Origin of the sequence: Streptomyces lichenis (assembly GCF_023218175.1) — a bacterium.
Classification (GTDB): Bacteria; Actinomycetota; Actinomycetes; order Streptomycetales; family Streptomycetaceae; genus Streptomyces; species Streptomyces lichenis.
On record NZ_JALPTH010000008.1, the window covers coordinates 91,551 to 111,782 of the forward strand.

22 protein-coding genes and 1 pseudogene are annotated in these 20,232 nt (G+C 74.0%); 10 read left to right on the forward strand and 13 right to left on the reverse strand.

The annotated features are described in order from the left end of the window. Window positions 1-121: 121 nt before the first annotated feature. The 3 genes from M1O15_RS10885 to M1O15_RS10895 all read right to left on the reverse strand — a co-directional run bounded on the left by M1O15_RS10885 (window position 122) and on the right by M1O15_RS10895 (window position 3,475). Window positions 122-763 carry a PadR family transcriptional regulator gene (locus M1O15_RS10885; RefSeq protein WP_248633493.1) on the reverse strand — a complete coding sequence of 214 codons (642 nt, stop codon included), beginning with the start codon at window positions 761-763 and terminating at the stop codon, window positions 122-124. Window positions 764-935: 172 nt separating this feature from the next. Continuing rightward, on the reverse strand, window positions 936-2,393 hold the full coding sequence (locus M1O15_RS10890; RefSeq protein WP_248633295.1) for an aldehyde dehydrogenase family protein: 1,458 nt from the start codon (window positions 2,391-2,393) through the stop codon (window positions 936-938). A 218-nt stretch (window positions 2,394-2,611) separates the two neighbouring features. After that, entirely contained in the window at window positions 2,612-3,475 is an 864-nt protein-coding gene (locus tag M1O15_RS10895; protein WP_248633297.1) for a Sco1979 family transcriptional regulator, read from the reverse strand. Window positions 3,476-3,845: 370 nt separating this feature from the next. On the opposite strand from M1O15_RS10895, the pseudogene M1O15_RS10900 reads away from it, so the two are divergent. Then, a pseudogene (locus M1O15_RS10900) lies at window positions 3,846-4,334 on the forward strand (ATP-binding protein); the annotation flags it as partial. A 250-nt stretch (window positions 4,335-4,584) separates the two neighbouring features. Here M1O15_RS10900 and M1O15_RS10905 read toward each other — a convergent pair. From M1O15_RS10905 to rpmG, 5 genes are all read right to left on the reverse strand, one after another. Then, window positions 4,585-4,824: a DUF397 domain-containing protein gene (locus tag M1O15_RS10905; protein ID WP_248633299.1), complete on the reverse strand. Its 240-nt coding sequence runs from the start codon at window positions 4,822-4,824 to the stop codon at window positions 4,585-4,587. Window positions 4,825-5,292: 468 nt separating this feature from the next. Next, window positions 5,293-5,538 (reverse strand): 30S ribosomal protein S18, encoded by a 246-nt coding sequence (gene rpsR, locus M1O15_RS10910; RefSeq protein WP_248633301.1) that lies wholly within the window; start codon window positions 5,536-5,538, stop codon window positions 5,293-5,295. A gap of 3 nt (window positions 5,539-5,541) precedes the next feature. Beyond that, on the reverse strand, window positions 5,542-6,717 hold the full coding sequence (locus tag M1O15_RS10915) for a CobW family GTP-binding protein (protein ID WP_248633302.1): 1,176 nt from the start codon (window positions 6,715-6,717) through the stop codon (window positions 5,542-5,544). Next, window positions 6,717-6,971 (reverse strand): type B 50S ribosomal protein L31, encoded by a 255-nt coding sequence (locus M1O15_RS10920; RefSeq protein WP_248633304.1) that lies wholly within the window; start codon window positions 6,969-6,971, stop codon window positions 6,717-6,719. Before M1O15_RS10920 ends, M1O15_RS10915 begins: the two co-directional genes overlap by 1 nt. 3 nt (window positions 6,972-6,974) lie before the next feature. Continuing rightward, window positions 6,975-7,139, reverse strand: coding sequence for a 50S ribosomal protein L33 (gene rpmG / locus M1O15_RS10925; RefSeq protein WP_100568502.1), 165 nt, complete (start codon window positions 7,137-7,139; stop codon window positions 6,975-6,977). A gap of 62 nt (window positions 7,140-7,201) precedes the next feature. Here rpmG and rpmB point away from each other — a divergent pair, with 62 nt between their 5' ends. The 3 genes from rpmB to M1O15_RS10940 all read left to right on the forward strand — a co-directional run bounded on the left by rpmB (window position 7,202) and on the right by M1O15_RS10940 (window position 8,581). Beyond that, window positions 7,202-7,438 carry a 50S ribosomal protein L28 gene (gene rpmB / locus M1O15_RS10930; protein ID WP_248633306.1) on the forward strand — a complete coding sequence of 79 codons (237 nt, stop codon included), beginning with the start codon at window positions 7,202-7,204 and terminating at the stop codon, window positions 7,436-7,438. Further along, window positions 7,438-7,743, forward strand: coding sequence for a 30S ribosomal protein S14 (rpsN, locus tag M1O15_RS10935; RefSeq protein ID WP_248633308.1), 306 nt, complete (start codon window positions 7,438-7,440; stop codon window positions 7,741-7,743). Before rpmB ends, rpsN begins: the two co-directional genes overlap by 1 nt. Before the next feature lie 181 nt (window positions 7,744-7,924). Further along, entirely contained in the window at window positions 7,925-8,581 is a 657-nt protein-coding gene (locus M1O15_RS10940) for a hypothetical protein (protein WP_248633310.1), read from the forward strand. A gap of 30 nt (window positions 8,582-8,611) precedes the next feature. Here the strand turns inward: M1O15_RS10940 and M1O15_RS10945 are convergent, their stop codons facing one another. From M1O15_RS10945 to M1O15_RS10955, 3 genes are read right to left on the reverse strand one after another with little or no spacing between them, the layout of a single operon-like run. Further along, a complete protein-coding gene (locus tag M1O15_RS10945) occupies window positions 8,612-10,774 on the reverse strand; it encodes an FUSC family protein (protein ID WP_248633312.1) in 2,163 nt (720 codons plus the stop codon). Between the two features lie 48 nt (window positions 10,775-10,822). After that, a complete protein-coding gene (locus M1O15_RS10950; RefSeq protein WP_372499444.1) occupies window positions 10,823-11,989 on the reverse strand; it encodes a DUF2786 domain-containing protein in 1,167 nt (388 codons plus the stop codon). Further along, window positions 11,986-12,399 carry a winged helix-turn-helix transcriptional regulator gene (locus tag M1O15_RS10955; RefSeq protein ID WP_248633314.1) on the reverse strand — a complete coding sequence of 138 codons (414 nt, stop codon included), beginning with the start codon at window positions 12,397-12,399 and terminating at the stop codon, window positions 11,986-11,988. Before M1O15_RS10955 ends, M1O15_RS10950 begins: the two co-directional genes overlap by 4 nt. 465 nt (window positions 12,400-12,864) lie before the next feature. Between M1O15_RS10955 and M1O15_RS10960 the strand changes: the two genes are divergently transcribed. Further along, complete coding sequence (locus M1O15_RS10960) at window positions 12,865-14,610, forward strand: bifunctional 3'-5' exonuclease/DNA polymerase (protein ID WP_248633316.1); 1,746 nt, start codon at window positions 12,865-12,867, stop codon at window positions 14,608-14,610. 31 nt (window positions 14,611-14,641) lie between these two features. Here the strand turns inward: M1O15_RS10960 and M1O15_RS10965 are convergent, their stop codons facing one another. After that, window positions 14,642-15,031, reverse strand: a complete 390-nt coding sequence (locus tag M1O15_RS10965) for a rodlin (protein WP_248633318.1) — start codon at window positions 15,029-15,031, stop codon at window positions 14,642-14,644. A 224-nt stretch (window positions 15,032-15,255) separates the two neighbouring features. Then, the gene (locus M1O15_RS10970) at window positions 15,256-15,648 is read right to left on the reverse strand and encodes a rodlin (RefSeq protein ID WP_248633320.1); all 393 of its coding nucleotides are present in this window, start codon (window positions 15,646-15,648) and stop codon (window positions 15,256-15,258) included. 177 nt (window positions 15,649-15,825) lie between these two features. Between M1O15_RS10970 and M1O15_RS10975 the strand changes: the two genes are divergently transcribed. The 5 genes from M1O15_RS10975 to M1O15_RS10995 all read left to right on the forward strand — a co-directional run bounded on the left by M1O15_RS10975 (window position 15,826) and on the right by M1O15_RS10995 (window position 20,186). Continuing rightward, window positions 15,826-16,203 carry a DUF6479 family protein gene (locus tag M1O15_RS10975; protein ID WP_248633321.1) on the forward strand — a complete coding sequence of 126 codons (378 nt, stop codon included), beginning with the start codon at window positions 15,826-15,828 and terminating at the stop codon, window positions 16,201-16,203. Window positions 16,204-16,387: 184 nt separating this feature from the next. After that, window positions 16,388-17,791 carry a cytochrome P450 gene (locus tag M1O15_RS10980; protein ID WP_248633328.1) on the forward strand — a complete coding sequence of 468 codons (1,404 nt, stop codon included), beginning with the start codon at window positions 16,388-16,390 and terminating at the stop codon, window positions 17,789-17,791. A gap of 104 nt (window positions 17,792-17,895) precedes the next feature. Continuing rightward, window positions 17,896-18,129 carry a hypothetical protein gene (locus M1O15_RS10985; protein ID WP_248633329.1) on the forward strand — a complete coding sequence of 78 codons (234 nt, stop codon included), beginning with the start codon at window positions 17,896-17,898 and terminating at the stop codon, window positions 18,127-18,129. A gap of 213 nt (window positions 18,130-18,342) precedes the next feature. Next, window positions 18,343-18,582, forward strand: coding sequence for a chaplin (locus tag M1O15_RS10990; RefSeq protein ID WP_248633330.1), 240 nt, complete (start codon window positions 18,343-18,345; stop codon window positions 18,580-18,582). A 317-nt stretch (window positions 18,583-18,899) separates the two neighbouring features. Next, on the forward strand, window positions 18,900-20,186 hold the full coding sequence (locus M1O15_RS10995; RefSeq protein WP_248633331.1) for a glycoside hydrolase family 26 protein: 1,287 nt from the start codon (window positions 18,900-18,902) through the stop codon (window positions 20,184-20,186). Window positions 20,187-20,232 lie beyond the last annotated feature (46 nt).

The following is a 20,232-nucleotide window of genomic DNA, read 5'->3' on the forward strand; positions in this document are numbered from 1 at the left end:
CCTCCACCGTCGGATTAGTAAATCTTGACTACAGTGCGACGAGGCAAGGGAGCACCCCGGTCGGGAGCCCGAACGATAGACCGCGAGGCGGAGCTAGTCAAACTTGATTAACAGGGGGGTGTCAGCGGTGGTCGCCGGGGTGGGGCACACCCGTGGCGTACGGGTTCTCCTGGCCCTCGGCGAGGACGCCGACGAAGTGCTCGCCCTCCCCGGCGAAGGTGTACGCCCCGCCCTCCACCCGCCGGATCAGCCCCCGGGTCCACTCGGCGCCGGTGTCGGCGGAGTCGAGCCAGTAGTTCATGATCTCGCCGATGTGACCGAACTGCCCGGGGCCCGCGTCGGGCGTGTAGTACTCGGTGACGGACTCCCGCCACTGCCGCAGCGCCGCCACCCGCTCGTTCAGCAGCGCCAGCACCTCGGCCCGCTCCAGCTCCACCATGAAGCCGATCGCCCCGGCCAGCGCGTCCGTCCCGGCCTCGGGGTCGGCCAGCCCGGCGCGCAGCAGGGCCAGGAACTCCTCGGTGCCCTGCTCGGTGACCTCGTACTCGGTGCGCGGCGGCCCGCCGGCGGTGCTGGGCGCCGTCTCGTAGGCGTGCAGCAGGCCCTGCTTGGCCATCTGCTTGAGCGCGTGGTAGATCGACCCCGGCTTGGCGTTGGACCACTCGTGGGCGCCCCAGAACTCCAGGTCGTTGCGGACCTGGTAGCCGTGCGCCCGCCCGTGCTGGCGCACCGCCCCGAGGACCAGCAACCGGATCGCCGACATGTGCACCCCTGTCCGTCCCACGCGACCGTCGTTCGCGACCGCGGTATGCGATCCGATCAGGGTACGGCGAGGGGTGGGGGCACACACGACGGCGGTAGTCAACCGGACCGGTCCGCGACACGCGGGTGTCCCCGGCCCGGGCGGGCCGGGGACACCGGACGGGGCGCGCGGGTCAGAACGGGAAGCGGCTGCGGCCGTGCTGGATGGAGATCCACTTGTGGGTGGTGAAGGCCTCCACGGTGGACTCGCCGTTCAGCCGGCCCACGCCCGAGTGCTTCTCGCCGCCGAACGGCACGATCGGCTCGTCGTGCACGGTGGAGTCGTTGATGTGGATCATCCCGGTGCGCACCCGCTGGGCCAGCCGGACGCCGCGCTCGATGTCACCGGTGTGCACCGCGCCGCTCAGGCCGTACGGGGTGTCGTTGGCGATCCGCACCGCCTCCTCGTCGCCGTCGAAGGGGATGAGGGTCACCACTGGGCCGAAGATCTCCTGGCGCAGCACCGGGGAGTCGTCCGGTACGCCGGTGAGCACCGTCGGGGAGAGGACGTTGCCCTCGGCGGCGCCGCGCACCAGGGCGGTGGCGCCGCCCGCCACGGCCTGCTCCACCAGCGCGGTCACCGCCTCCACCTGCGAGGAGTTGATCAGCGGGCCGAGGTGGGTGGCCGGGTCCGCCGGGTCGCCGGACACCAGGGAGCGCACCTTGGCGGTGAACTTCTCGGTGAACGCGGCCTCGACCGACCGGTCCACCAGCACCCGGTTGGCGGCCATGCAGACCTGGCCCTGGTGCACGAAGCGGCTGAAGACGGCCGCGTCCACCGCGTAGTCCAGGTCGGCGTCGTCCAGCACGATCAGCGCGCTGTTGCCGCCCAGCTCCAGGACCGAGCGCTTGAAGTTCGCGGCGCAGACGGTGGCCACGTGCCTGCCGACCTTGTCGGAGCCGGTGAAGGAGATCACCGAGGGCACCGGGTGCTCCAGCAGGGCGTCCCCGATCTCCGCGATGTCGGTGATCACCACGTTGAGCAGCCCGGCCGGCAGCCCCGCGTCCTCGAAGATCTTCGCGACCAGGCTGCCGCCGAGGATCGGGGTGTTCTGGTGCGGCTTGAGCACCACCGCGTTGCCCAGGGCCAGCGCGGGGGCGACGGACTTCAGCGACAGCAGGAAGGGGAAGTTGAAGGGGCTGATGACACCGACCACACCGACCGGGACGCGGTAGAGGCGGTTCTCCTTGCCGTCCTCTGGGGAGGGCAGGATCCGGCCCTCGGGGCGCAGCGCCAGGTTGACCGCCTCGCGCAGGAACTCCTTGGCGAGGTGCAGTTCGAAGCCCGCCTTGGTGCGGGTGCCGCCGAGCTCGGCGATGATCGCCGCGGCGATCTCCTCCTCGCGCTCCTCGACCAGCCGCAGGGCCCGCTCGAAGACGGCGCGGCGGGCGTAGGGGTTGGTGTCGGCCCAGGCCCGCTGCGCCCGCTCGGCGGCCCGGTACGCCTGGTCGACCTCGTCCACGGTGGCCACCGTTATGGAGGCCAGCTTCTCGTCGTCGTAGGGGTTGAAGTCGATGATGTCCCACGAGCCGCCGCCGGTCCGCCACTCACCGTCGATGTACTGCTGGGCAAGGTCTGTGAAGTAGGACATGCCATCCCTTCCGGAACCGGGGCGGACACGGGACGGCCGGGAACGCCGGTGCGGCGGCCCCGGGCCTCGGGCCGCGGGCGCGGCCGGCCCCTCATGACGAGACGTCATCCTACTGAGAGGTCAACCAAGTTGAACGGTTCCTTGCGATTCGCCTTCGCCGGGTTTCCGAGGTTGGCGGAATCGCGGCGGAGCCCGCCCCGCAGTCCGTTCAGCCGGGGTCAGATCAGCTGGAGCAGGCCGCGCAGCAGGTCGCGGGTCTCCTCCGGGCCGGGGCTGTCGGCGTGCAGCCGGGCGAGCGCCCGCTCGTACTGGGCCACGTCCTCCGGCTTGTCCAGATAGAGGGAGCTGGTCATCTGCTCCAGGTAGACCAGGTCGGAGAGGTCGGACTCGGGGAACCTGAGCATGGTGAAGGCGCCGCTCTCGCCCGCGTGCCCGCCGAAGCTGAACGGCATCACCTGGAGGGTGACGTTGGGGCGCTCGGACACGTCGATGAGGTGCTTGAGCTGCTCCCGCATGACGTTGCGGTCGCCGTACGGGCGGCGCAGCGCGGCCTCGTCCAGTACGGCGTGGAAGTGCGGGGCCCGCTCGGAGACCAGCACCTTCTGGCGCTCGGTGCGCAGCGCGACCCGGCGGTCGACCTCGGCCTCGGAGGCGCCCGGCATGCCGCGGGCGACCACGGCGTGCGCGTACGCCTCGGTCTGGAGCAGCCCGTGCACGAACTGCACCTCGTAGATCCGGATGAGCGAGGCGGCGCCCTCCAGGCCGATATAGGTCTGGAACCAGTTCGGCAGCACGTCGCCGTAACTGTGCCACCAGCCCGCGACGTTGGCCTCGCGCACCAGGGCGAGCAGCGCGGTGCGCTCGGTCTCCTCGGTGACGCCGTAGAGGGTGAGCAGGTCCTCGATGTCCCTGGCCTTGAAGCTCACCCGTCCCAACTCCATGCGACTGATCTTGGATTCGGACGCCCGGATCGAGTAGCCGGCCGCCTCGCGCGTGATGCCCCGCGACTCGCGCAGCCGCCGCAGCTGCGAACCCAGCAGGATGCGCCGTACCACGGAGCCGCCCGACTCTGTTGCGGTCACGTCTCCACCCTCCCCACTCGCTGATGTGTACGACGGAGCACCCCCAGAACTCCGAGAAGCCGGATTCTGCCACCAAACGCTCCGAGGCGTACGCGATCGGTTACAGAAAGAGCCGCAGTGGCCGGAGGACGCCCCTCCGGATCACCGGCATATGACGCCGGATCACTGGCATATGACCGGGGGATCACGCCGGAGCGAAGATTGGGTAGGGGAAGATTTGTCGCCAACCGGCACATATGACGATAGGCCGGGCGCGTGCACGTGCATCTGCCCTTGCATCGGGTGGTCGCTTTCGGAACCATGGGCCCCGCGCACCTGCGTACTCGTTCGTGTTGTCGCACCACAGCCGCGAATCCCGGGAGTGCCTCGCATGGGGACGAATGGATCGACCATGCTCGCGCCTTTAAGGCAGGGGCTTATGCCGATCGACGCCGCGTCCGTCTCCTCCTCTGCCTCCTGCGCGCTGCCCGGCCGCTACGAAGCGGTGCGCGGGGCACGTGAGTTCACCAGCACCACGCTGGCCCGGTGGGAACTGTCCGAACGGTTCGACGATGTCGCGCTGGTGGTCTCCGAGCTGGTCACCAACGCCCTGCGGCACGCCCTGCCGCCCGAGGGCTCGGCGGAGCCGGTCCGCTACGAGGCCCCGGTGCGGCTGCATCTGATGCGCTGGACGGGGCGGTTGGTGTGCGCGGTGCGCGACCCGAGCCCGCAGTGCCCCACCGCCCGTGAGACGGAGGAGGACTTCGCGGCCGAGTCGGGGCGCGGGCTGCTGCTGGTGGAGTCCTTCAGCGACAGCTGGGGCTGGCACCCGCTGGCCGGCACCCTGCGCGGCAAGGTGGTCTGGGCGCTGTTCCGCCTGGTCGAGCCGGCCTGCCCGGCCGGGCTCTCCGACCCCCTGCCCACCGCCGGGCCGTCCTCTCCCGCGTGCCCCGCGGACCCGGTCGCTCCGACCACTCCGGCCGGTCCGGCCGCGTCACCCTGATCCTTCGGCCGCCGGGGGGAGGCGGCCGTTCCCCCGCGAAGGCTCCGCGCCACCGGCACCGACCGGGCGGCGCGGAGCCTTCGCCGTAAGACCGATGGCCATCGAACCTCCAGCTAGAGCCGGCCGTTCAGTTCCCCACCAGGTGGTCGAACTCCCCGTCCTTCACGCCCAGCAGCATCGCCTCGATCTCGGCGGGCGTGTAGACCAGCGCGGGCCCGTCCGGGTGCCGTGAGTTGCGCACCGCCACCGCCCCGCCGGGCAGTTTGGCGAACTCCACGCAGGAGCCCTGCGAGTTGCTGTGCCGGCTCTTCTGCCAGACCACGCCGCACAGTTCCGTGGCCGCCATGCCGTTGTACGCGTGGTGCACAGAACTCTCCCGGGGATACATGATGCTTGGGTCAACCAAGCGGGATCATAGCTCCGTTCATATGCACCTGCATGAGCAGATGCACGTGCACGCGGGGTCATCCCCTGGTTACCACCTGGTCACCACCGCGGGCCGGCCGACGGGGCCGCCTGCTACCAGGAAGACGTCCGGGAGCCGCCCAACGCTCCCGTTCTCCGCGACGGGTTCCGGCGGCACCCGTTCCGGTGACCCTGCGACTCGTCCCGGTGACCCTCCGGCCCGGTGCCGCATCCTTGCTGTCTCCCGCCGCCGCCCCCGGCTTGTTCCCGCCTCCTCTCCTCCACGGCATACGAAACCGGCCCTCCGCGGCGCTCGATCGGTGCCGCGGAGGGCCGGAATCCATCGCCCGGCAGCCGCTTCCCGCCCCGGGCGGCCGACGCGGCGCCCTCCGGTCCGGCTCAGGGCGGCCGGAAGGCGACCGGAACGGGACTACCGCGCCGAGGAGCCGTACGGCAGCAGCGCCATCTCGCGGGCGTTCTTGATGGCGCGGGCCAACTGCCGCTGCTGCTGGGCGGAGACCCGGGTCACCCGCCGGCTGCGGATCTTGCCGCGGTCGGAGATGAACCTCCGCAGCAGATCGGTGTCCTTGTAGTCGATGGAAGTGATCCCGTCCCTGTCCAGCGGGTTGGGGCGGGGCCGGGCGGTCCTGCGGTCGGCGGCGCGGCGCGGGGACATGGGTCAGACCTCCAGGAAGGTGTCGAAGTCGGAGGGGAGCAGCTGCCAGGCGGTGGGCCCGGCGGCGTACTCCGCGTCGGTGAGCAGGCAGGAGTCCAGCAGCCGCCCCAGCCCGTCGCGGTCCAGGTCGGGCGAGGTGAAGACCAGGTGCTGGCAGCGGTCGCCGTGCTCGGGGTGCCAGTCCAGCGCGGCCGCGGCCCGGCGTACCGGGGGCACCAGCTCCCAGGCGGCGTCCGGCAGCGAGGCGAGCCAGGGGCCGGCCGGCTCCACACAGAGCGCGCCGCCCGCCGCGTCCCAGGCGACCAGGGTGTCCGGGCGGTCCGCCAGCCAGAACCGCCCCCGGCTGCGGGCAGCCGCGCAGGTCAGCTCCTCCAGGGCCGCGTACAGCCGCCCCGGGTGGAAGGGCCGGTGCCGGCTCCACACATACGTACCGACCCCGGCCTCCTCCGCCTCCTGCGGCAGCAGCGCGCAGGCCGGGTGCTGGGCGGCCGCGGCCGCCTCCACGTCGAACCTACCGAAGGCGGCCGCCGCCAGGGCGCCCGTCTCCTCCGGCACCCGCACCTGCCGTGCGGTCGGGTGGAGCTGGGCCAGCAGCGCCCGGTCCTCGTCGTCGGCGGCCGGGCTGTCCAGGACGGCGAGCACCGGCGCGTACTCGACCTGCCGGGCCCAGGTGTCGGCGACGGTCCGCCGGTCGCTCGGGGCGGCGGCCAGTCCGGCGTCGGCGAGGTCGTCGCCGTTGCCGAGGCAGGGCAGCACCAGGGCGGGGTCCACCGCGGTGATGACCGCGCCGATGGTGAGCCCGGCGCCCGCGACCACCTCCGCCATGGCCTTCGGCTCGACCGAGTCCCAGAGCTCGACCACCGCGAGCCGGGTGTCCCCGGCCTCGGCCAGCCGCTCCAGCTCGGGCACCAGGTCCTCGCGCAGCGCGCAGCAGGCGCAGTCGTCGACCAGCGCGGTCTCACCGGTGTCCCGGAGTCCGCCGGCGTCCCGGACGGTCCGCCGCACGGTGCCCTGGTCGGCGGCGGTGGACAGGTCGTGGTGGAGCGCCACACTGCCGGGTACGGCGGTGAGCAGCCGGTCCACGGTGGCGGTGCGGGCCTCGGCGTTCAGCCCGCCGACCAGCGCGACGACCAGCCCGCCGACCGCCCCCTCCCCGCCCGGCCGTCCGTCCGGCGGCATCAGCGGGCCTGGTACCGGCCGTAGCGGCGCTCGAAGCGCTCCACGCGTCCGGCGGTGTCCAGCACCCGGGCCTGCCCCGTGTGGAAGGGGTGGCTCGCGGAGGAGATCTCGACGTCCACGACGGGATAGGTGTTCCCGTCCTCCCAGTCGACCGTGCGGTCACTGGTCATGGTCGAGCGGGTCAGAAAGGCGAAACCGCCGGCCCGGTCGCGGAAGACGACGGGCCGGTACGGGGGGTGGATGCCCTGGCGCACGGATCAGCGCTCCTCTCGGAAGTCGACGTGCCGGCCGGCCACCGGGTCGTACTTGCGCAGGGTGAGCCGGTCGGGGTCGTTACGGCGGTTCTTGCGGGTGACGTAGGTGTAGCCGGTGCCGGCGGTGGACCGGAGCTTCACCACCGGTCGGAGTTCGTTGCGAGCCATGCCGTGTAGAGTAAATGAAAACGATTCCCATAACCAAGTAAGTGAAGGAGAGGTAGCTCACCTTGTCCGCCCACTGCCAGCTGACCGGCGCCAAGCCCGGGTTCGGCAACCGGATCTCGCACTCGCACCGGCGCACCGCCCGCCGCTTCGACCCCAACATCCAGCGCAAGCGCTACTGGCTGCCGAGCGAGGGCCGGCACATCCGGCTCACCCTCAGCGCCCGGGGCGTGAAGACCGTGGACGCCATCGGCGTCGAGGCGGCGGTGCGGCGGATCCGCGCCCGGGGAGGGAAGGTCTGATGGCGAAGAAGAGCAAGATCGCGAAGAACGAGCGGCGCCGGGAGGTGGTGGCCCGTTACGCGGCTCGCCGCGCCGAGCTGAAGGAGGCCATCCGCCGCCCGGACACCCCCGAGGCCGACCGCGCCGCCGCCCTGGCCGAGCTGCGCCGCCAGCCGAGGGACGCCAGCGCCACCCGGCTGCGCAACCGGGACAGCGTGGACGGCCGGCCCCGCGGCCACCTCCGGAAGTTCGGCCTCTCCCGGGTCAACCTCCGCAAGCAGGCCCACGCCGGATACCTCCCCGGGGTGGTGAAGTCCTCCTGGTGAGATCGGCGCTGACCGGGCATCCGGTACGGGAAGGGGGTGCCGCCTCCCCGGTGGAGGGGTGCCACCTCTGCACGGCAGGGTGGTGCCGCCGCCCCACGAGGAGGGGGCCGCCTCCCCGTAAGAAGGGGGTGCCGCCCTCCCGTACCCGCTGGTAGCTTGACGCGGAACCGAGGAGGCGCAGGTGCCAGGGCTCACAGGACTCGTCCGCCGTACACCGCTGCAGGCGGCCGTCGTCGTCGCCACGCTCGCACTGGCGGGGTGCGGGGGCGGGGGCGACGACAGCGCGAACGCCCGCCCGAGCTCCGGCAAGGGCACTCCCTCCCCGGTCGCCACCTCCGCCCCCGGTAGCCCGACTCCTTCCGCCGGTGCCTCCGGCACCCCCACCGGCACCCCGGAGCCCGGCGGCACCGAGAGCGCCGGCGCGAGCGAGCGGCCCGGCGGAGGCGGCCGTACGGCCTCGCCCACCAGTGGATCCGCCCCTTCCGCGTCCCCCTCCGACCGTGCCACCACCTCCGCGCCCGGCCGGGCCCCGCAGCCGTCCCGGAAGCCGGCCGAAGCCGGTGGCCGGGCGGTCGAGGGCTCCTGGGTCGGCACCACCGAGGGTCGGCCCGTCAGCCTCACCGTCAAGCAGGGCCGCGCCGTGGTGCTGGCGGAGGCGCATGTCTGCCAGGGCACCGCCGAGGGCCCGGCGACCTCGCTCACCCTCCGGCTGACCTGCGACAGCGACTACACGGCCCGTACCGAGGGCACCGCCCGGGCGAAGGGCGGGAAGATCACCGTCGAGTGGCAGGGCGGCGTGAAGGACAAGCTCACCGAGGCGGCGGCGCCCAAGGAGTGAGCCGAGCCCGGGATGGAGGGAGCAGCGGTGTCAGGCCGCCCCTCCGCCGGACCCTGAGCGCGGACCCGCACCCGGCCCCGGCCTCGCGTCCTTCTGCCCCGCGTCCTTCCGCCCCTCACCCTTCCGCCGCCCCGCGTCCCTCCTCCCCTCCCCGTCCGACAGGGCCTCGGACAGCTCGTCCAGGGCCTCCAGCAGCAGCCGGGCGCCGTTGCGGAGGACCGGGTCCGGGACGGACTCGCGGTCCCAGTGGGCGACGGTGGCGCGGAGCTCGCCCCACTCCGGGACGCGCCGTTCGCGGATGGCCCTGGCGCCCCGCTCGGTGGCCCGGCGCAGCGACTCGGCCAGGCTTTCGGCCACCGGCAGCGCGGTGGTGTGCCGGTCCGGAAGGTGGGCCTCCATCAGCATGGCGACCCGGCCGAACTGGCCCAGGGCGTGCTCCGCGTCGGCCGCCGCGGTACGGGACAGGCCCCGGTGCCGTACCGGCTCGTGGGCGGCCCGCTCCAGCGCGTCCTGCCAGGCCACCCGCGCCTCCCGGGTGCCGAGCAGGGCCTCCCGTACCGCCTCCGGGGCGGGGCAGGCGGGGCGGGCGTAGTGCGCGGCCACACAGGCCGCGTACCGGCCGTCGGCCGCCAGCCAGTCGGCCAGCCGGGTCCGCAGCCGGGGCGTCTCCCAGGCCGGGTACACCGCGTACGACACCATCGCCAGCACCCCGCCGAGCAGGGTGAGCACCACCCGCTCCGGCACCGTCTGGGTCCACTCCTGGCCGCCGGTGCCGAGCAGGAAGACGACATAGGCGCCCACGCAGGCCTGCGCGGCGACATAGCCGGTGCGCATCAGCAGATACATCCCGAAGGCGCAGACCACCGCCAGCGCCGCGGACCCCCACGGCCCCGGGTGGGCGCCCTGGACCACCCCGGTGGCGACCGCCACGCCCACCAGGGTGCCGCAGAACCGCGCCACACTGCGGGAGTACGTCTGGCTGAAGTCCGGCCGCATCGCCATCACCGCGGTCATCGGCGCCCAGTAGCCGTGCCCCAGCGGCAGCGCCGCACCGATCGCATAGCCGAGGTCCGCCGCCGCGGCGACCCGGACCGCGTGCCGGAACACCGGGGAGGCGGACCGGAGTTCGCCGCGCGCCCGGCCAAGCGCGCCCGGCGCCAGCTGGAGCAGGGTGGGCCGTTCCCGGACCTCGCCCACCTCGGCCCGGTCGTCCGGGGTGACGGCCTCCACCACGTCGTCCAGCAGCGCGGCCAGCCGTACCGCCGCCCGGCGGGCCGGTCCGCTGAGGATCGCGCCGGTGTCCGGGGTGCGCAGGGCGGCGAGCGCCTCGGCCGGTACGGCGGCGGGGCTGCCCTGCCGTACGGCGCGGGCGGCCGCGTCCAGCACGCTCGCGGCGGCGGCCAGCAGTTCCCGTACCCGGTCCCGTTCCGGCCCCTCGGCCGGGACGCCGACGGCGGGATCGGCGAGCGAGGCGAGCACCGGGCGGATGCGTTCGGCCAGCCCGCGCGCCCCGTGCAGCTCGGCGGGGCGGCGCCGGGCCTGGCGGCGGCTGACCGCGGCCGCGCTGCGGGCCGTCATCAGCGGGGCCGGGTCGAACAGGGCCAGCGGGTCCTGGCGCAGCCGCCGGGAGTAGTCGGCCACCGCCGCCAGCGCGTCGGCGAGCGCGTCCCGTTGGGCGCCCCAGCGGCGGATCGGCACCAGCACCACCAGGGCGGCCTGGACCACGCCCCCGGCCAGGATCACCGCCGCGTGCCCGGCGGCCTCGGCGACGGAGGTCGGCAGGGTGACGGTGACCAGCATGATCGCCACATTGGAGGAGGCGATGATCCCGGCGGTCGGCCCGGCGGACCAGGCCATTCCGGCGAGGAAGGTCCACACCGTCAGCAGCAGCAGGAAGAGCAGGACATGGGCGCCGGTGAGGTAGCCGAGGAAGGTGGAGACGGCGAGGGTGGCCCCGGAGACGAGCGCCAGCGTGGGCCGGGAGCGCCAGCTGCGCTGGAAGGTGGCGATCGCCGCCTGGAACGCCCCGAACGCCGAGCTCACCGCGACCGCCGGCCCGAAGAGCGCCAGGCTCACCCCGACCACCAGCGCCAGCCCGGCCGCGCCGCGCAGGGCGACGAACGGCTCCAGCCGCGGCCGTTCGACGGTCAGCCCCGCACGTGCGGTCGCCTTCAGCGCGCGGAGCCAGCTCATGCGTCCGAGGGTAACGGCCGCAACCGGACCTTCTCGGACATCTCCCTTCTACTCCCTCCCGGGCAGCCGCCTCCTCGTCTCCGTACGGGCCCGGTCGGCGGCGTCCCGGCCATGCTGCCAACCCGCCTCGTCGGTGGCGCCGCGCACCCGGGTGGCGGTCATCTCGGGGAACATCGCGTCGGCGCGGGCGCTCACCGCGGCCTCCCGGGAGGCGAGCACCGGCAGCAGCCCGGCCGCCTCCGCCCCGGCCGCGGCATCCGCGGTGACCCGCTCGGCGGCCGCCTCCAGCCGGTCGCCGAGCCGATGCGCGTACGCCAGCAGGAACGACTGCCGGAACGTCTTCGTCCGCTTCCGTCCACCCGCCCGCTGCTCCCGCTCCGCCCGGCTCATCGCGGCCATGCCCTGCACCAGCAGCGAGGTGTACAGCAGCTCCACCACCTCCAGGTCCGCCCCGAAGCCGACCACCGTGGAGAACCCGAACGCCTCGCTCCACACCGCCCGGCAGCGGTTCGCCCGGGCGACGGCGTCCAGCAGGATCGCCTTGCTGGTCTCGTACGGCGGCTCCACGCCGATCCGCACCGCCTCCGGCCCCTCCGCCCGGTGGATGCGGGCCGCGAGCGCCGCCTCGTCCAGGCTGTGGCGGGCCATCAGCTCCTGCGCCTTGGCGGTCAGCGCCTCCGCCTCCTCCGGATAGCCGGTCGCCTCGGCCTTGGCGAGCAGCGCCCGGATCCGGCCGAGCATCCGCGGCTCCCCGGGGGCGGCCGGAGCGGTCAGCGGCGTCCCCGGAACCGGACCGGCCGGTTCGATCGCGGGCAGCCGGGCCAGCAGGCGGTACAGCTCCAGCACGGCGGTGGCGTACGAGAACCGGTCCGCCCGCCACTCCGCCCCGGGCAACTCCGCCAGCTGCCCGGCCCACCGCACCGGCAGCGCGGGATACCCCCGCACCTCGGCGGCGATCAGCCCCGCGGCCAGCCGCACATGGCGGTCCTCCAGGTCCCGGCACACCAGCCGCAGCACATCCGCCGGCTGCCAGCCGCGCTGCCACGCCCGGCGTACGAGCTCCTCGCCCCGGCGCGCGAGTTCGGCGTCCGCGCCGGGGTCGCCGGCGAGCAGTGAGGCGGCCGTGTCGAGCGCGGCGTCCCGCTCCCGCTCCGTACCGCCCCCGGCGTACAGCGCGGCGGCCAACGCCCGCTCGACCGTGCTCATCGTGGTCATGCGCCGCCGCCCCTTCCCCGGGCGTCATAGGCGGCACGGGCCTCGGCGATCGCCCCGCGGTGGTCCAGCGACCAGTCGACCAGCGCCTTGATCAGGTGGGTCATGCTGTGGCCGGACCCGGTCAGCTCGTACTCCACCTGCGCCGGGACGGTCGGATACCCGGTCCTGGTCACCAGCCCGTCCCGCTCCAGCCGGCGCAGCGTCAGGGTGAGCATCCGCTGCGAGATACCCGGCACCAGACGCTGGAGCTCCCGGAACCGCCGCACCCCGGCGGCCAGTTCCACCACCACATGGACGGTCCACTTGTCCCCCAGGCGGTCCTGGACGTCCCGCACCCCGCACTCCTCGGCGCAGCTCACCACGGGGGTGGTGGCGGCCGGGGTGGTTACCCCGGTGTGCCCCACTGACATCGATCTGCCTCCTTACGGACCGGCCGCCCCTGCCCCCACCATGATCCCAGCCGGCCGGCACCCCCGACGAGGGCGGCCGCATCCACCCACCCGTCCACCCTCCAGGCTGCTGGGCCGCGCCCCGCGTCCGGCCGTGGAGGCCTACGCGGAGGCGGTACGGGCGGGAGCGGTACGGGCCGGAGCGGTACGGGGCGAGGCGGCCTCGGTGGGCTGAAGTCCTGGTCAGAGGCCCCCACCGCCCCAGCCGTTCGGCACCGCGCCGGTGGTGGTGTCCGGCCACGACGCCCTCACCGCCCACGGCCGACGGCCCCCGCTCTTCCATCCACAGCCTGTGGACACCGCGCTGCTACGCGAGCTGCGCATTCCCGGCCCGGATATCCGCCCTGGTCCCGGCGCCCTCCCGGCCCGCGTCGGCCGGCCGGACTGTCAGTGCCGGGTGCCAGACTCGGACGGGTGAGGGAGCGGGTGTCAGAGCAGGTCGGCGAGGGCCGGGGCGGTGAGCCGCGGGGCGGTGAGCGCTGGCTGGTGGCGGACGCCGAGGGCGGCGGGGCCCGGCTGGTGCCGCTGGGCGAGGACGGGCTGCCCGCAGGCCCGGTCCGCACCGAGCCGGACCTGGTGGCGGCGGTGCGCTCCCGTCCGGACGCCGCCCGCTGGGTGTGGCGCTCCACCGCCGAGGCGTATCCGCGGCTGCTGGCGGCGGGTGTGCGGGTGGAGCGGTGTTACGACATCGAGGCCGCCGAGCAGCTGCTCCTGGGCCACCGGGGCCGCTGGGGCGATCCGCGCTCGGCGGCGGCCGCCTGGGCCCGGCTGCACCGCCTCCCGGTACCGCCGGACCCGCCGCAGCGCGCCGCGGCCCCGGTGTCCCAGTCCTCGCTGTTCGAGCCGGGCCCGGTGCCCCTGCCGTTCGACGCCCTGCTGGAGGTCTACGCGGAGCAGCAGCGAAGACATGACGCCGCCGAGCACCCGGGCAGGATGCGGCTGCTGACCGCGGCCGAGTCGGCCGGGATGCTGGTGGCCGCCGAGATGACCAGGGCCGGGCTGCCCTGGCGGGCCGATGTCCACCGGGAGGTGCTGCACGAGCTGCTGGGCGAGCGGTACGGGGGCGTGGGCGAGCCGCGCCGGCTGGCGGAGCTGGCGGACGAGGTGTCGGAGGCCTTCGGGCGGCGGGTGCGGCCGGACCTGCCGGCGGACGTGGTGCGGGCGTTCGCCCAGGCCGGTGTCGCGGTGAAGTCCACCCGCCGCTGGGAGCTGGAGCGGGTCGGGCATCCGGCGGTCGCGCCGCTGCTCGCCTACAAGAAGCTGTACCGGGTCTGGACGGCGCACGGCTGGGGCTGGCTCCAGGACTGGGTGCGCGAGGGGCGGTTCCGTCCCGAGTACCTGCCGGGCGGCACGGTCTCCGGGCGCTGGACCACCAACGGCGGCGGGGCGCTCCAGATCCCCCGGGTGATCCGCCGCGCCGTCATCGCCGACGAGGGCTGGCGGCTGGTGGTGGCCGACGCCGACCAGCTGGAGCCCAGGGTTTTGGCGGCGATCTCCCGGGACCTGGGGCTGATGGAGGTGGCGGGTGACCCCGGCGACCTCTACACCCGGCTGTCCGACCGGGCGTTCGCCGGGGACCGGGAGCACGCCAAGCTCGCCCTGCTGGGCGCGGTCTACGGGCAGACCAGCGGCGACGGACTGAAGAACCTCGCCGCCCTGCGCCGCCGCTTCCCCCGGGCGGTCGCCTATGTGGACGAGGCGGCGCGGGCGGGCGAGGAGGGGCGGCTGGTGCGCACCTGGCTGGGCCGGACCAGCCCGCGCGCGGCGGACGCGGGCGAGGCGGAGGAGGCGGGCCTGCCCCAGGAGGGCGGACCGCTGGACGGCGGTACGGAGCCGGGCGCCGCGGACGGCGGGTTCACCCCCGGCTACGCCTCCTCCGACGCCCGGGCCCGGGGCCGCTTCACCCGGAACTTCGTGGTCCAGGGCAGCGCCGCCGACTGGGCGCTGCTGATGCTGGCGGCGCTGCGCCGTTCGCTGGCGGGCCTCCGGGCGGAGCTGGTGTTCTTCCAGCACGACGAGGTCATCGTGCACTGCCCCGCCGAGGAGGCGCCGCGGGTCGCCGAGGCGGTCCGCGCGGCCGGTGACACGGCGGGGCGGATCGCCTTCGGCGACACTCCGGTGCGGTTCCCCTTCACCACCGCCACGGTGGAGTGCTACGCGGACGCCAAGTAGCCCGGGCGGCGGGGACGAGGGCCCGGGGGGCTCAGTCCTGGACCGCGACGGCCCCGTTCTCGGAGATGAGGTTCTCGACCAGATGCGACAGGGCGCTGTCGCCCTTGACCGCGGTGGAGCCCTCCGCGCACTGCTGGTCCTGCTGGTCGTTGACGAGGTCCTGGATGCCGATGTTGATCAGCAGGATGTTCTGGATGTCGCCGTTGACGGGCACCCCGACGCAGGGCTTGTTGAGCGAGCCCTGCACCAGTCCGGTCTGCGGGCTGAGCGCGCCGCCGGTGACCGTGTTGCCGTAGGACTGGGTGGCGAAGTTGTTGTTCTGCGTGTCGATGTCGCCGTCGCCCACGGCGGAGGCCATCGGGGCGGCGGCGCCCAGCACGGCGGCGGCGACACCCGCGGTGGCCAGAACCTTCTCGATCATGATCGCCCAATCGTCGGAATGCCCGGGGCCATGGGCGGCACCGGGCGTGCGAGGGAGGAGAGGGTGGAGCGGGAGACGAAGAACGGCCGCGGACCGGGGAGGTCGCGGCCGAGCTGCCGGTACCCGTACCGGGGCCGGTGCCGGTGAAGGGCGCCGGGGTGGCACGGTCACCGTACGGGCCGGCCCGTACGACCGCGCGGGTCGTACGGGCCGGACGGCCGGCGTCAGTCCTCGACGGCGGCGGAGACGTTCTCGGAGAGGACGTTCTCCAGGATGTGCGACAGCGCGCTGTCGCCCTTGACCGCGGTGGAGTTCTCGGCGCACTGCTGGTTCTGCGTGTCGTTGAGGATGTCCTGAACGCCCACGTTGACCAGGGCGACGATGTTCTGGACATCGGCCTGGACGGGGAGTCCGACACAGGGCTTGTTCAGGGAGCCCTGGACGAGCCCGATCTGCGGGCTCATGTAACCGCCGGTGACGGTGTTGCCGTAGGACTGGGTGGCGAAGTTGCCGTTCTGCGTGTCGATTCCGTCGTTGCCCACGGCGGAGGCCATCGGAGCGGCAGCGCCCAGCACGGCCGCAGCGACGCCGGCGGTGGCCAGAACCTTCTTGATCATGGTTCATCCTTCTCGTCGAGAGACCCGGTGCTCGGGTCGCCCTGCCCAACAGCCCGGCTCCGTTTAGGTTCCGCGAGGTCACTCGAAGAGATCAATCACGTACGAAAAGACGATCAGCTTGTCGTACCCACAGGGGCCTGAGTGTCTGATTCCACTTCCACCGGGTACACGCCTGATATGGACTCTCTCACCGTGTTCGCTGCGGAGTATGCGCTTAGGGACCATCTCGTAGGCATTGGTCCTCTTGTCGCGGGCATCCTGCTCGTCGGCTTCCTTGTCGGTGGGTTCCTCGTGGGACGGCGCATCCGCCAGAGGGAGTCGCCCGCTCCGCGGCCGGATGAGCAGCCGCACCGCCCGGACGACGCCGGACTGCCGGGTGAGGCGGAGGGCCACCGGCGCCCGGCCGAGCTTGAGGAGCGTGAGGACCGCCTGATGCCGTACGAGGTGAAGAACCAGAACACCGAGGCGGACTCCTCGCCGGTCTCCGAGCACGACGCCAAGTGGCGCGGCTCGCACAGCGGCAGCTGGGGAGCCGGCGGCCCCGGCGCCGGCTGACCCCGCTCACCCCCCGTTCCCGCGCGCCCCGGTGTGTCCCCCGCACCCGGGGCGCGCGTGCGATCCGCCCCCGCGCCCCGGTTCCCGCCGGCATCCGGGCCGGGCGCGCAGGGGCGGTGCCCCCGACGGCCCCGGGCGCCGCCCGGGGCCGTTTCGCCGTTCGGGGCCCGGGAACCCGGCGGCCATGACCAGCGGCGACGATGTCTTCACCACGCGTACCGGGCCGGCCTCCCCCGCCGCTCCCCCGGACTCCCCGCACACCCCGGCCAGGGCCTCGGGCCGGGAGACCGCCCGGCTGGCCGCGCGGATCGTCGCCCCCACCCTCGCCGGCGGGGTGATCATCCGGCGCAGGACCGGTATGGCGCTGGCCGAGCGGTACCAGGTGGACCGGCGGGCCATCGCCCTGCTCGGCGAACTCCGCGGGGAGCACGGCCCCGGCCCGCTGCGGCTCGATGTCGCCGGACGCCGCTTCGCCGTGCTGCTGCACCCGGAGGACGCCGGGCGGGTACTGGCCGGCACCCCCGACCCGTACACCCCCGCGACCCGGGAGAAGCGGGCCGCGCTGGAGCAGTTCCAGCCGCACGGGGTGCTCATCTCCACCGAGGAGGAGCGCGGCGGACGGGACGAGCGGCGGGCCTTCAACGAGGCCGTGCTGGAGTACGGCAAGCAGACCCACAGCCTCGCCCCCGCCCTGGTCCGCACCGTGCGCGAGGAGGCCGGCAAGCTGCTCGGCGCGGCCACCGCCGGGGACGGCGAGATCGACTGGCGCCGCTTCCACACCGCCTGGAACCGCACCGTCCGGCGGATCGTGCTCGGCGACGCCGCCCGGGACGACACCGCGCTGACCGCGATGCTCGACCGGCTGCGCTCGGCCGGCAACTGGTCGTTCGCGGCCCCGCGCCGCACCGCGCTGCGGGACCGCTTCGAGCGCCGGCTGCGCGCCCACCTCGACCGCGCCGAACCGGGCTCGCTGGCCGCCGCCCTCTCCCGTACCCCCGCCGCCCCCGGCACCGACCCGGCCGGCCAGGTGCCGCACTGGCTGTTCGCGTTCGACGCGGCCGGCATCGCCGCGTTCCGCACCCTCGCCCTGCTCTCCACGCACGGCAGGCAACGGGACCAGGTCCGGGGCGAACTGGCGGTCACCGACCTCTCCGCGCCGCACCTCCTCCCGTACACCCGGGCCTGTGTGCTGGACACCGTGCGGCTCTGGCCGACCACCCCGTTCCTGCTGCGCGAGTCGGTCCGGGAGACCCGCTGGGGCGCGGACACCCTGCCGGCCGGCACCGGCTTCCTGATCTACGCGCCGCTGTTCCACCGCGACGAGGCGCTGCCCTACGCGGACCGGCTGACGCCGGAGATCTGGCTCGACGGCACCGCCCGGCACACCGAGGCGCTGCTGCCGTTCAGCGCCGGACCGGCCGGCTGCCCGGGTGAGGACCTGGTGCTGCTGGCCACCTCCACCGCGCTGGCCGCGCTGCTGGAACGCCATGACTACCTGCCGGAGCGCCCCGCCCGGCTGCGCCCCGACCGCCCGCTGCCGCGCACCCTGGACCACTTCTCGCTGCGCCTCGCCGCCCTTCCGCGCTGAGCCCCCGAACGCCCGGGCGACGCGCTCCGGAGGCGGACGGGGACGCTGTGTCATGATGCGAGAGCCCTGCCAAGGCTGATGCTGCGCGAACGGAAGGGTACGGCATGGCTCCTCACGCCGGGAGATGGCAGCGGGTCCCGCTGATCCCGCAGAGCAGGCACGCGACGGCGAACGAGATGGACGCGGTGGCCGCGGCGCCGCCGCCTCAGGGCCCCGTGCCGCCGCCGGTCTACTCCTCCCTGATAGACGAGTGGCAGGCCCTCGGGCGCACCCTCCCCGGCATCCCGGACCGGGAGTGGGACGCCCTGGTCTCCCATCCGATCTGGCCGGGACGCTGACCCCGGCGGCGGCCGTCCCCCGTTCGGCGGCGGCACTGCTCCGATCGACCCCGCCATCCCCCTGACATCCGGGTGAATCGTTTCCCTGAACCCGCCGCGATGACGGCTTTCCGGCCTCGCATTAGGTCTGATTTTCACAGTGGAAGCCGGACCCACCGGTCCGTACGTCGTGAAATCCGCGACAGGACTTCCCCTGCCGAAAGGAAGCCGAAGATGAAGTGCAAGAGGGCCGCGGTAGCCGTCGCCGGAATCATCATGGCGCTGGGTGCGGCCACGCCCGCCTTCGCCGACGCGGACGCCGAGGGCGCCGCGGTCGGTTCGCCGGGCATCCTGTCCGGCAACGTGGTCCAGGTCCCGATCCACATCCCGGTCAACGTCTGCGGCAACAGCGTCAACGTGCTGGGCGCGCTGAACCCGGCCGGCGGCAACGTCTGCGTGAACGCGGAGAAGTGACCCCGGCGGGGTCACGGCCCGACGGCCACGGCCTGACGGCCACGACCTGACGGCCAGGTCCGACGGCCACGACCTGACGGTCACGGTCCGACGGCCATGGAGAAGCCGGTCCCGGGGCACCCCGGGGCCGGCTTCTCCGCTGTCGGCGCGGCCGCCGCGAGCACGACGGGACGATCGCGCCGTTCCGCGCCCGAACGGGGGAGTCCGTCCACCGATGGTCCACTCCAGGCCCGCTCCGGATTACCCGACGGTCCGTCAGTCGTATTTTCTGCTCCATGGGGACGGCCGATCGGGCGCCACCTGGCGGAGGAGCGGACATGGGTCACCGGAAGAGCCACGACGGGCGGAACGGCACGCTACGGGGGCGGGGCACCCGGCTGGCCCTCGCCACGGTCGCGCTGCTGATGACGGGTACGGCCCTGGCGGCGCCCGGCGGCGCGGCCACTCCCCCACCACCACCCGACCCCGGCACCACCCCCGGCACTCCCTCCCCCGCGGAGCCCTCCCCCTCGGCCCCCGCCCCGGAGGCGTCCCCCAGCCCGTCCCCATCGCCCTCGTCTCCGGCCGGAGGTGCGTTCGGGGCGTATCTGGGTTTCGGGCCGGAGGGGATCAGCCGGATGGCCGGGCTGCGCGACTGGCTGGGCGGGGCGCAGCCGACCGTCGGCCACACCTACCTGCCGGGCGACGTCTGGAGCAACATCGAGGGCCACCCGGGCTTCCTGGAGGACTGGGCGCGCTGGCGGCAGGAACGGGACGAGCGGATGTTCGTCCTCAATGTGCCGATGATGGAGCAGAACGAGAGCCGGCTGCCCGACGCGGTGGTGCGGCAGCTGCTGCGGCTCGGCGCCGACGGCCGGTTCGACCGCCACTACCGGACGCTCGCCGAGCGGCTGGTGGGCCTGGGGGTCCCGGACACCGTGGTGGTCCTCGGCTGGGAGATGAACGGCACCACCTACTCGCACCGCTGCGGCCCCGACCCGGAGGCCTGGAAGGCGTACTGGCGGCGGATCGTCGCCACGATGCGCGAGGTCCCGGGCCAGCGGTTCCGCTTCGACTTCGCACCCAACCGGGGGCGGGACGCCGTCCCGTGGACCGACTGCTACCCGGGTGACGACGTGGTGGACATCATCGGGATGGACTCCTACGACCAACCGCCCGGCGAGACCTTCCAGGAGCAGGTGGAGCAGGAGTACGGGCTCCGCGCCCAGGTGGAGTTCGCCGCCGCGCGCGGCAAGCCCGTCTCGTACCCGGAGTGGGGGCTGTTCCGGGGCGGTGACAACCCCGACTACATGCGGGGGATGCTGGACTGGTTCGCCGAGCACAAGCCGCTCTACCAGACGGTCACCGACTACTGCCCGCACGGCGTCTGGCAGTGCGGGGAGAACCCACGCGCCTCGGAGGTGTTCCGGAAGCTGATGACGGAGCGGTACGCCCCGGGGTCCGGTACGCCGACGCCGCAGCCGACGCCTTCCGGGACGCCGACGCCGACGCCGACGCCGACGGAGCCTTCGGAGCCGTCCCGGCCGGCGGAGTGCGTGCCGCTGGATCTGGGGCCGTGGGTGCGGAAGTGGCTCGGCCGGCCGCTCTGCCTCCGGCTCGGCTGAGCCGCCGCCGGTACGGGAGCGGGGCGGCCGTCCCGCTCCCGTACCG

Coding starts and splice junctions, on each gene's coding strand:
- M1O15_RS10955 (WP_248633314.1), bottom strand. CDS start 12,399: ATGTCAGTGGGGCACACCGGGGTAACCACCCCGGCCGCCACCACCCCC.
- M1O15_RS10975 (WP_248633321.1), top strand. CDS start 15,826: ATGGACTCTCTCACCGTGTTCGCTGCGGAGTATGCGCTTAGGGACCAT.
- M1O15_RS10885 (WP_248633493.1), bottom strand. CDS start 763: ATGTCGGCGATCCGGTTGCTGGTCCTCGGGGCGGTGCGCCAGCACGGG.
- M1O15_RS10915 (WP_248633302.1), bottom strand. CDS start 6,717: ATGCCGCCGGACGGACGGCCGGGCGGGGAGGGGGCGGTCGGCGGGCTG.
- M1O15_RS10995 (WP_248633331.1), top strand. CDS start 18,900: ATGGGTCACCGGAAGAGCCACGACGGGCGGAACGGCACGCTACGGGGG.
- rpmG (WP_100568502.1), bottom strand. CDS start 7,139: ATGGCTCGCAACGAACTCCGACCGGTGGTGAAGCTCCGGTCCACCGCC.
- M1O15_RS10965 (WP_248633318.1), bottom strand. CDS start 15,031: ATGATCGAGAAGGTTCTGGCCACCGCGGGTGTCGCCGCCGCCGTGCTG.
- M1O15_RS10990 (WP_248633330.1), top strand. CDS start 18,343: ATGAAGTGCAAGAGGGCCGCGGTAGCCGTCGCCGGAATCATCATGGCG.
- M1O15_RS10970 (WP_248633320.1), bottom strand. CDS start 15,648: ATGATCAAGAAGGTTCTGGCCACCGCCGGCGTCGCTGCGGCCGTGCTG.
- M1O15_RS10890 (WP_248633295.1), bottom strand. CDS start 2,393: ATGTCCTACTTCACAGACCTTGCCCAGCAGTACATCGACGGTGAGTGG.
- M1O15_RS10945 (WP_248633312.1), bottom strand. CDS start 10,774: ATGAGCTGGCTCCGCGCGCTGAAGGCGACCGCACGTGCGGGGCTGACC.
- M1O15_RS10980 (WP_248633328.1), top strand. CDS start 16,388: ATGACCAGCGGCGACGATGTCTTCACCACGCGTACCGGGCCGGCCTCC.
- M1O15_RS10985 (WP_248633329.1), top strand. CDS start 17,896: ATGGCTCCTCACGCCGGGAGATGGCAGCGGGTCCCGCTGATCCCGCAG.
- rpsN (WP_248633308.1), top strand. CDS start 7,438: ATGGCGAAGAAGAGCAAGATCGCGAAGAACGAGCGGCGCCGGGAGGTG.
- M1O15_RS10950 (WP_372499444.1), bottom strand. CDS start 11,989: ATGACCACGATGAGCACGGTCGAGCGGGCGTTGGCCGCCGCGCTGTAC.
- rpsR (WP_248633301.1), bottom strand. CDS start 5,538: ATGTCCCCGCGCCGCGCCGCCGACCGCAGGACCGCCCGGCCCCGCCCC.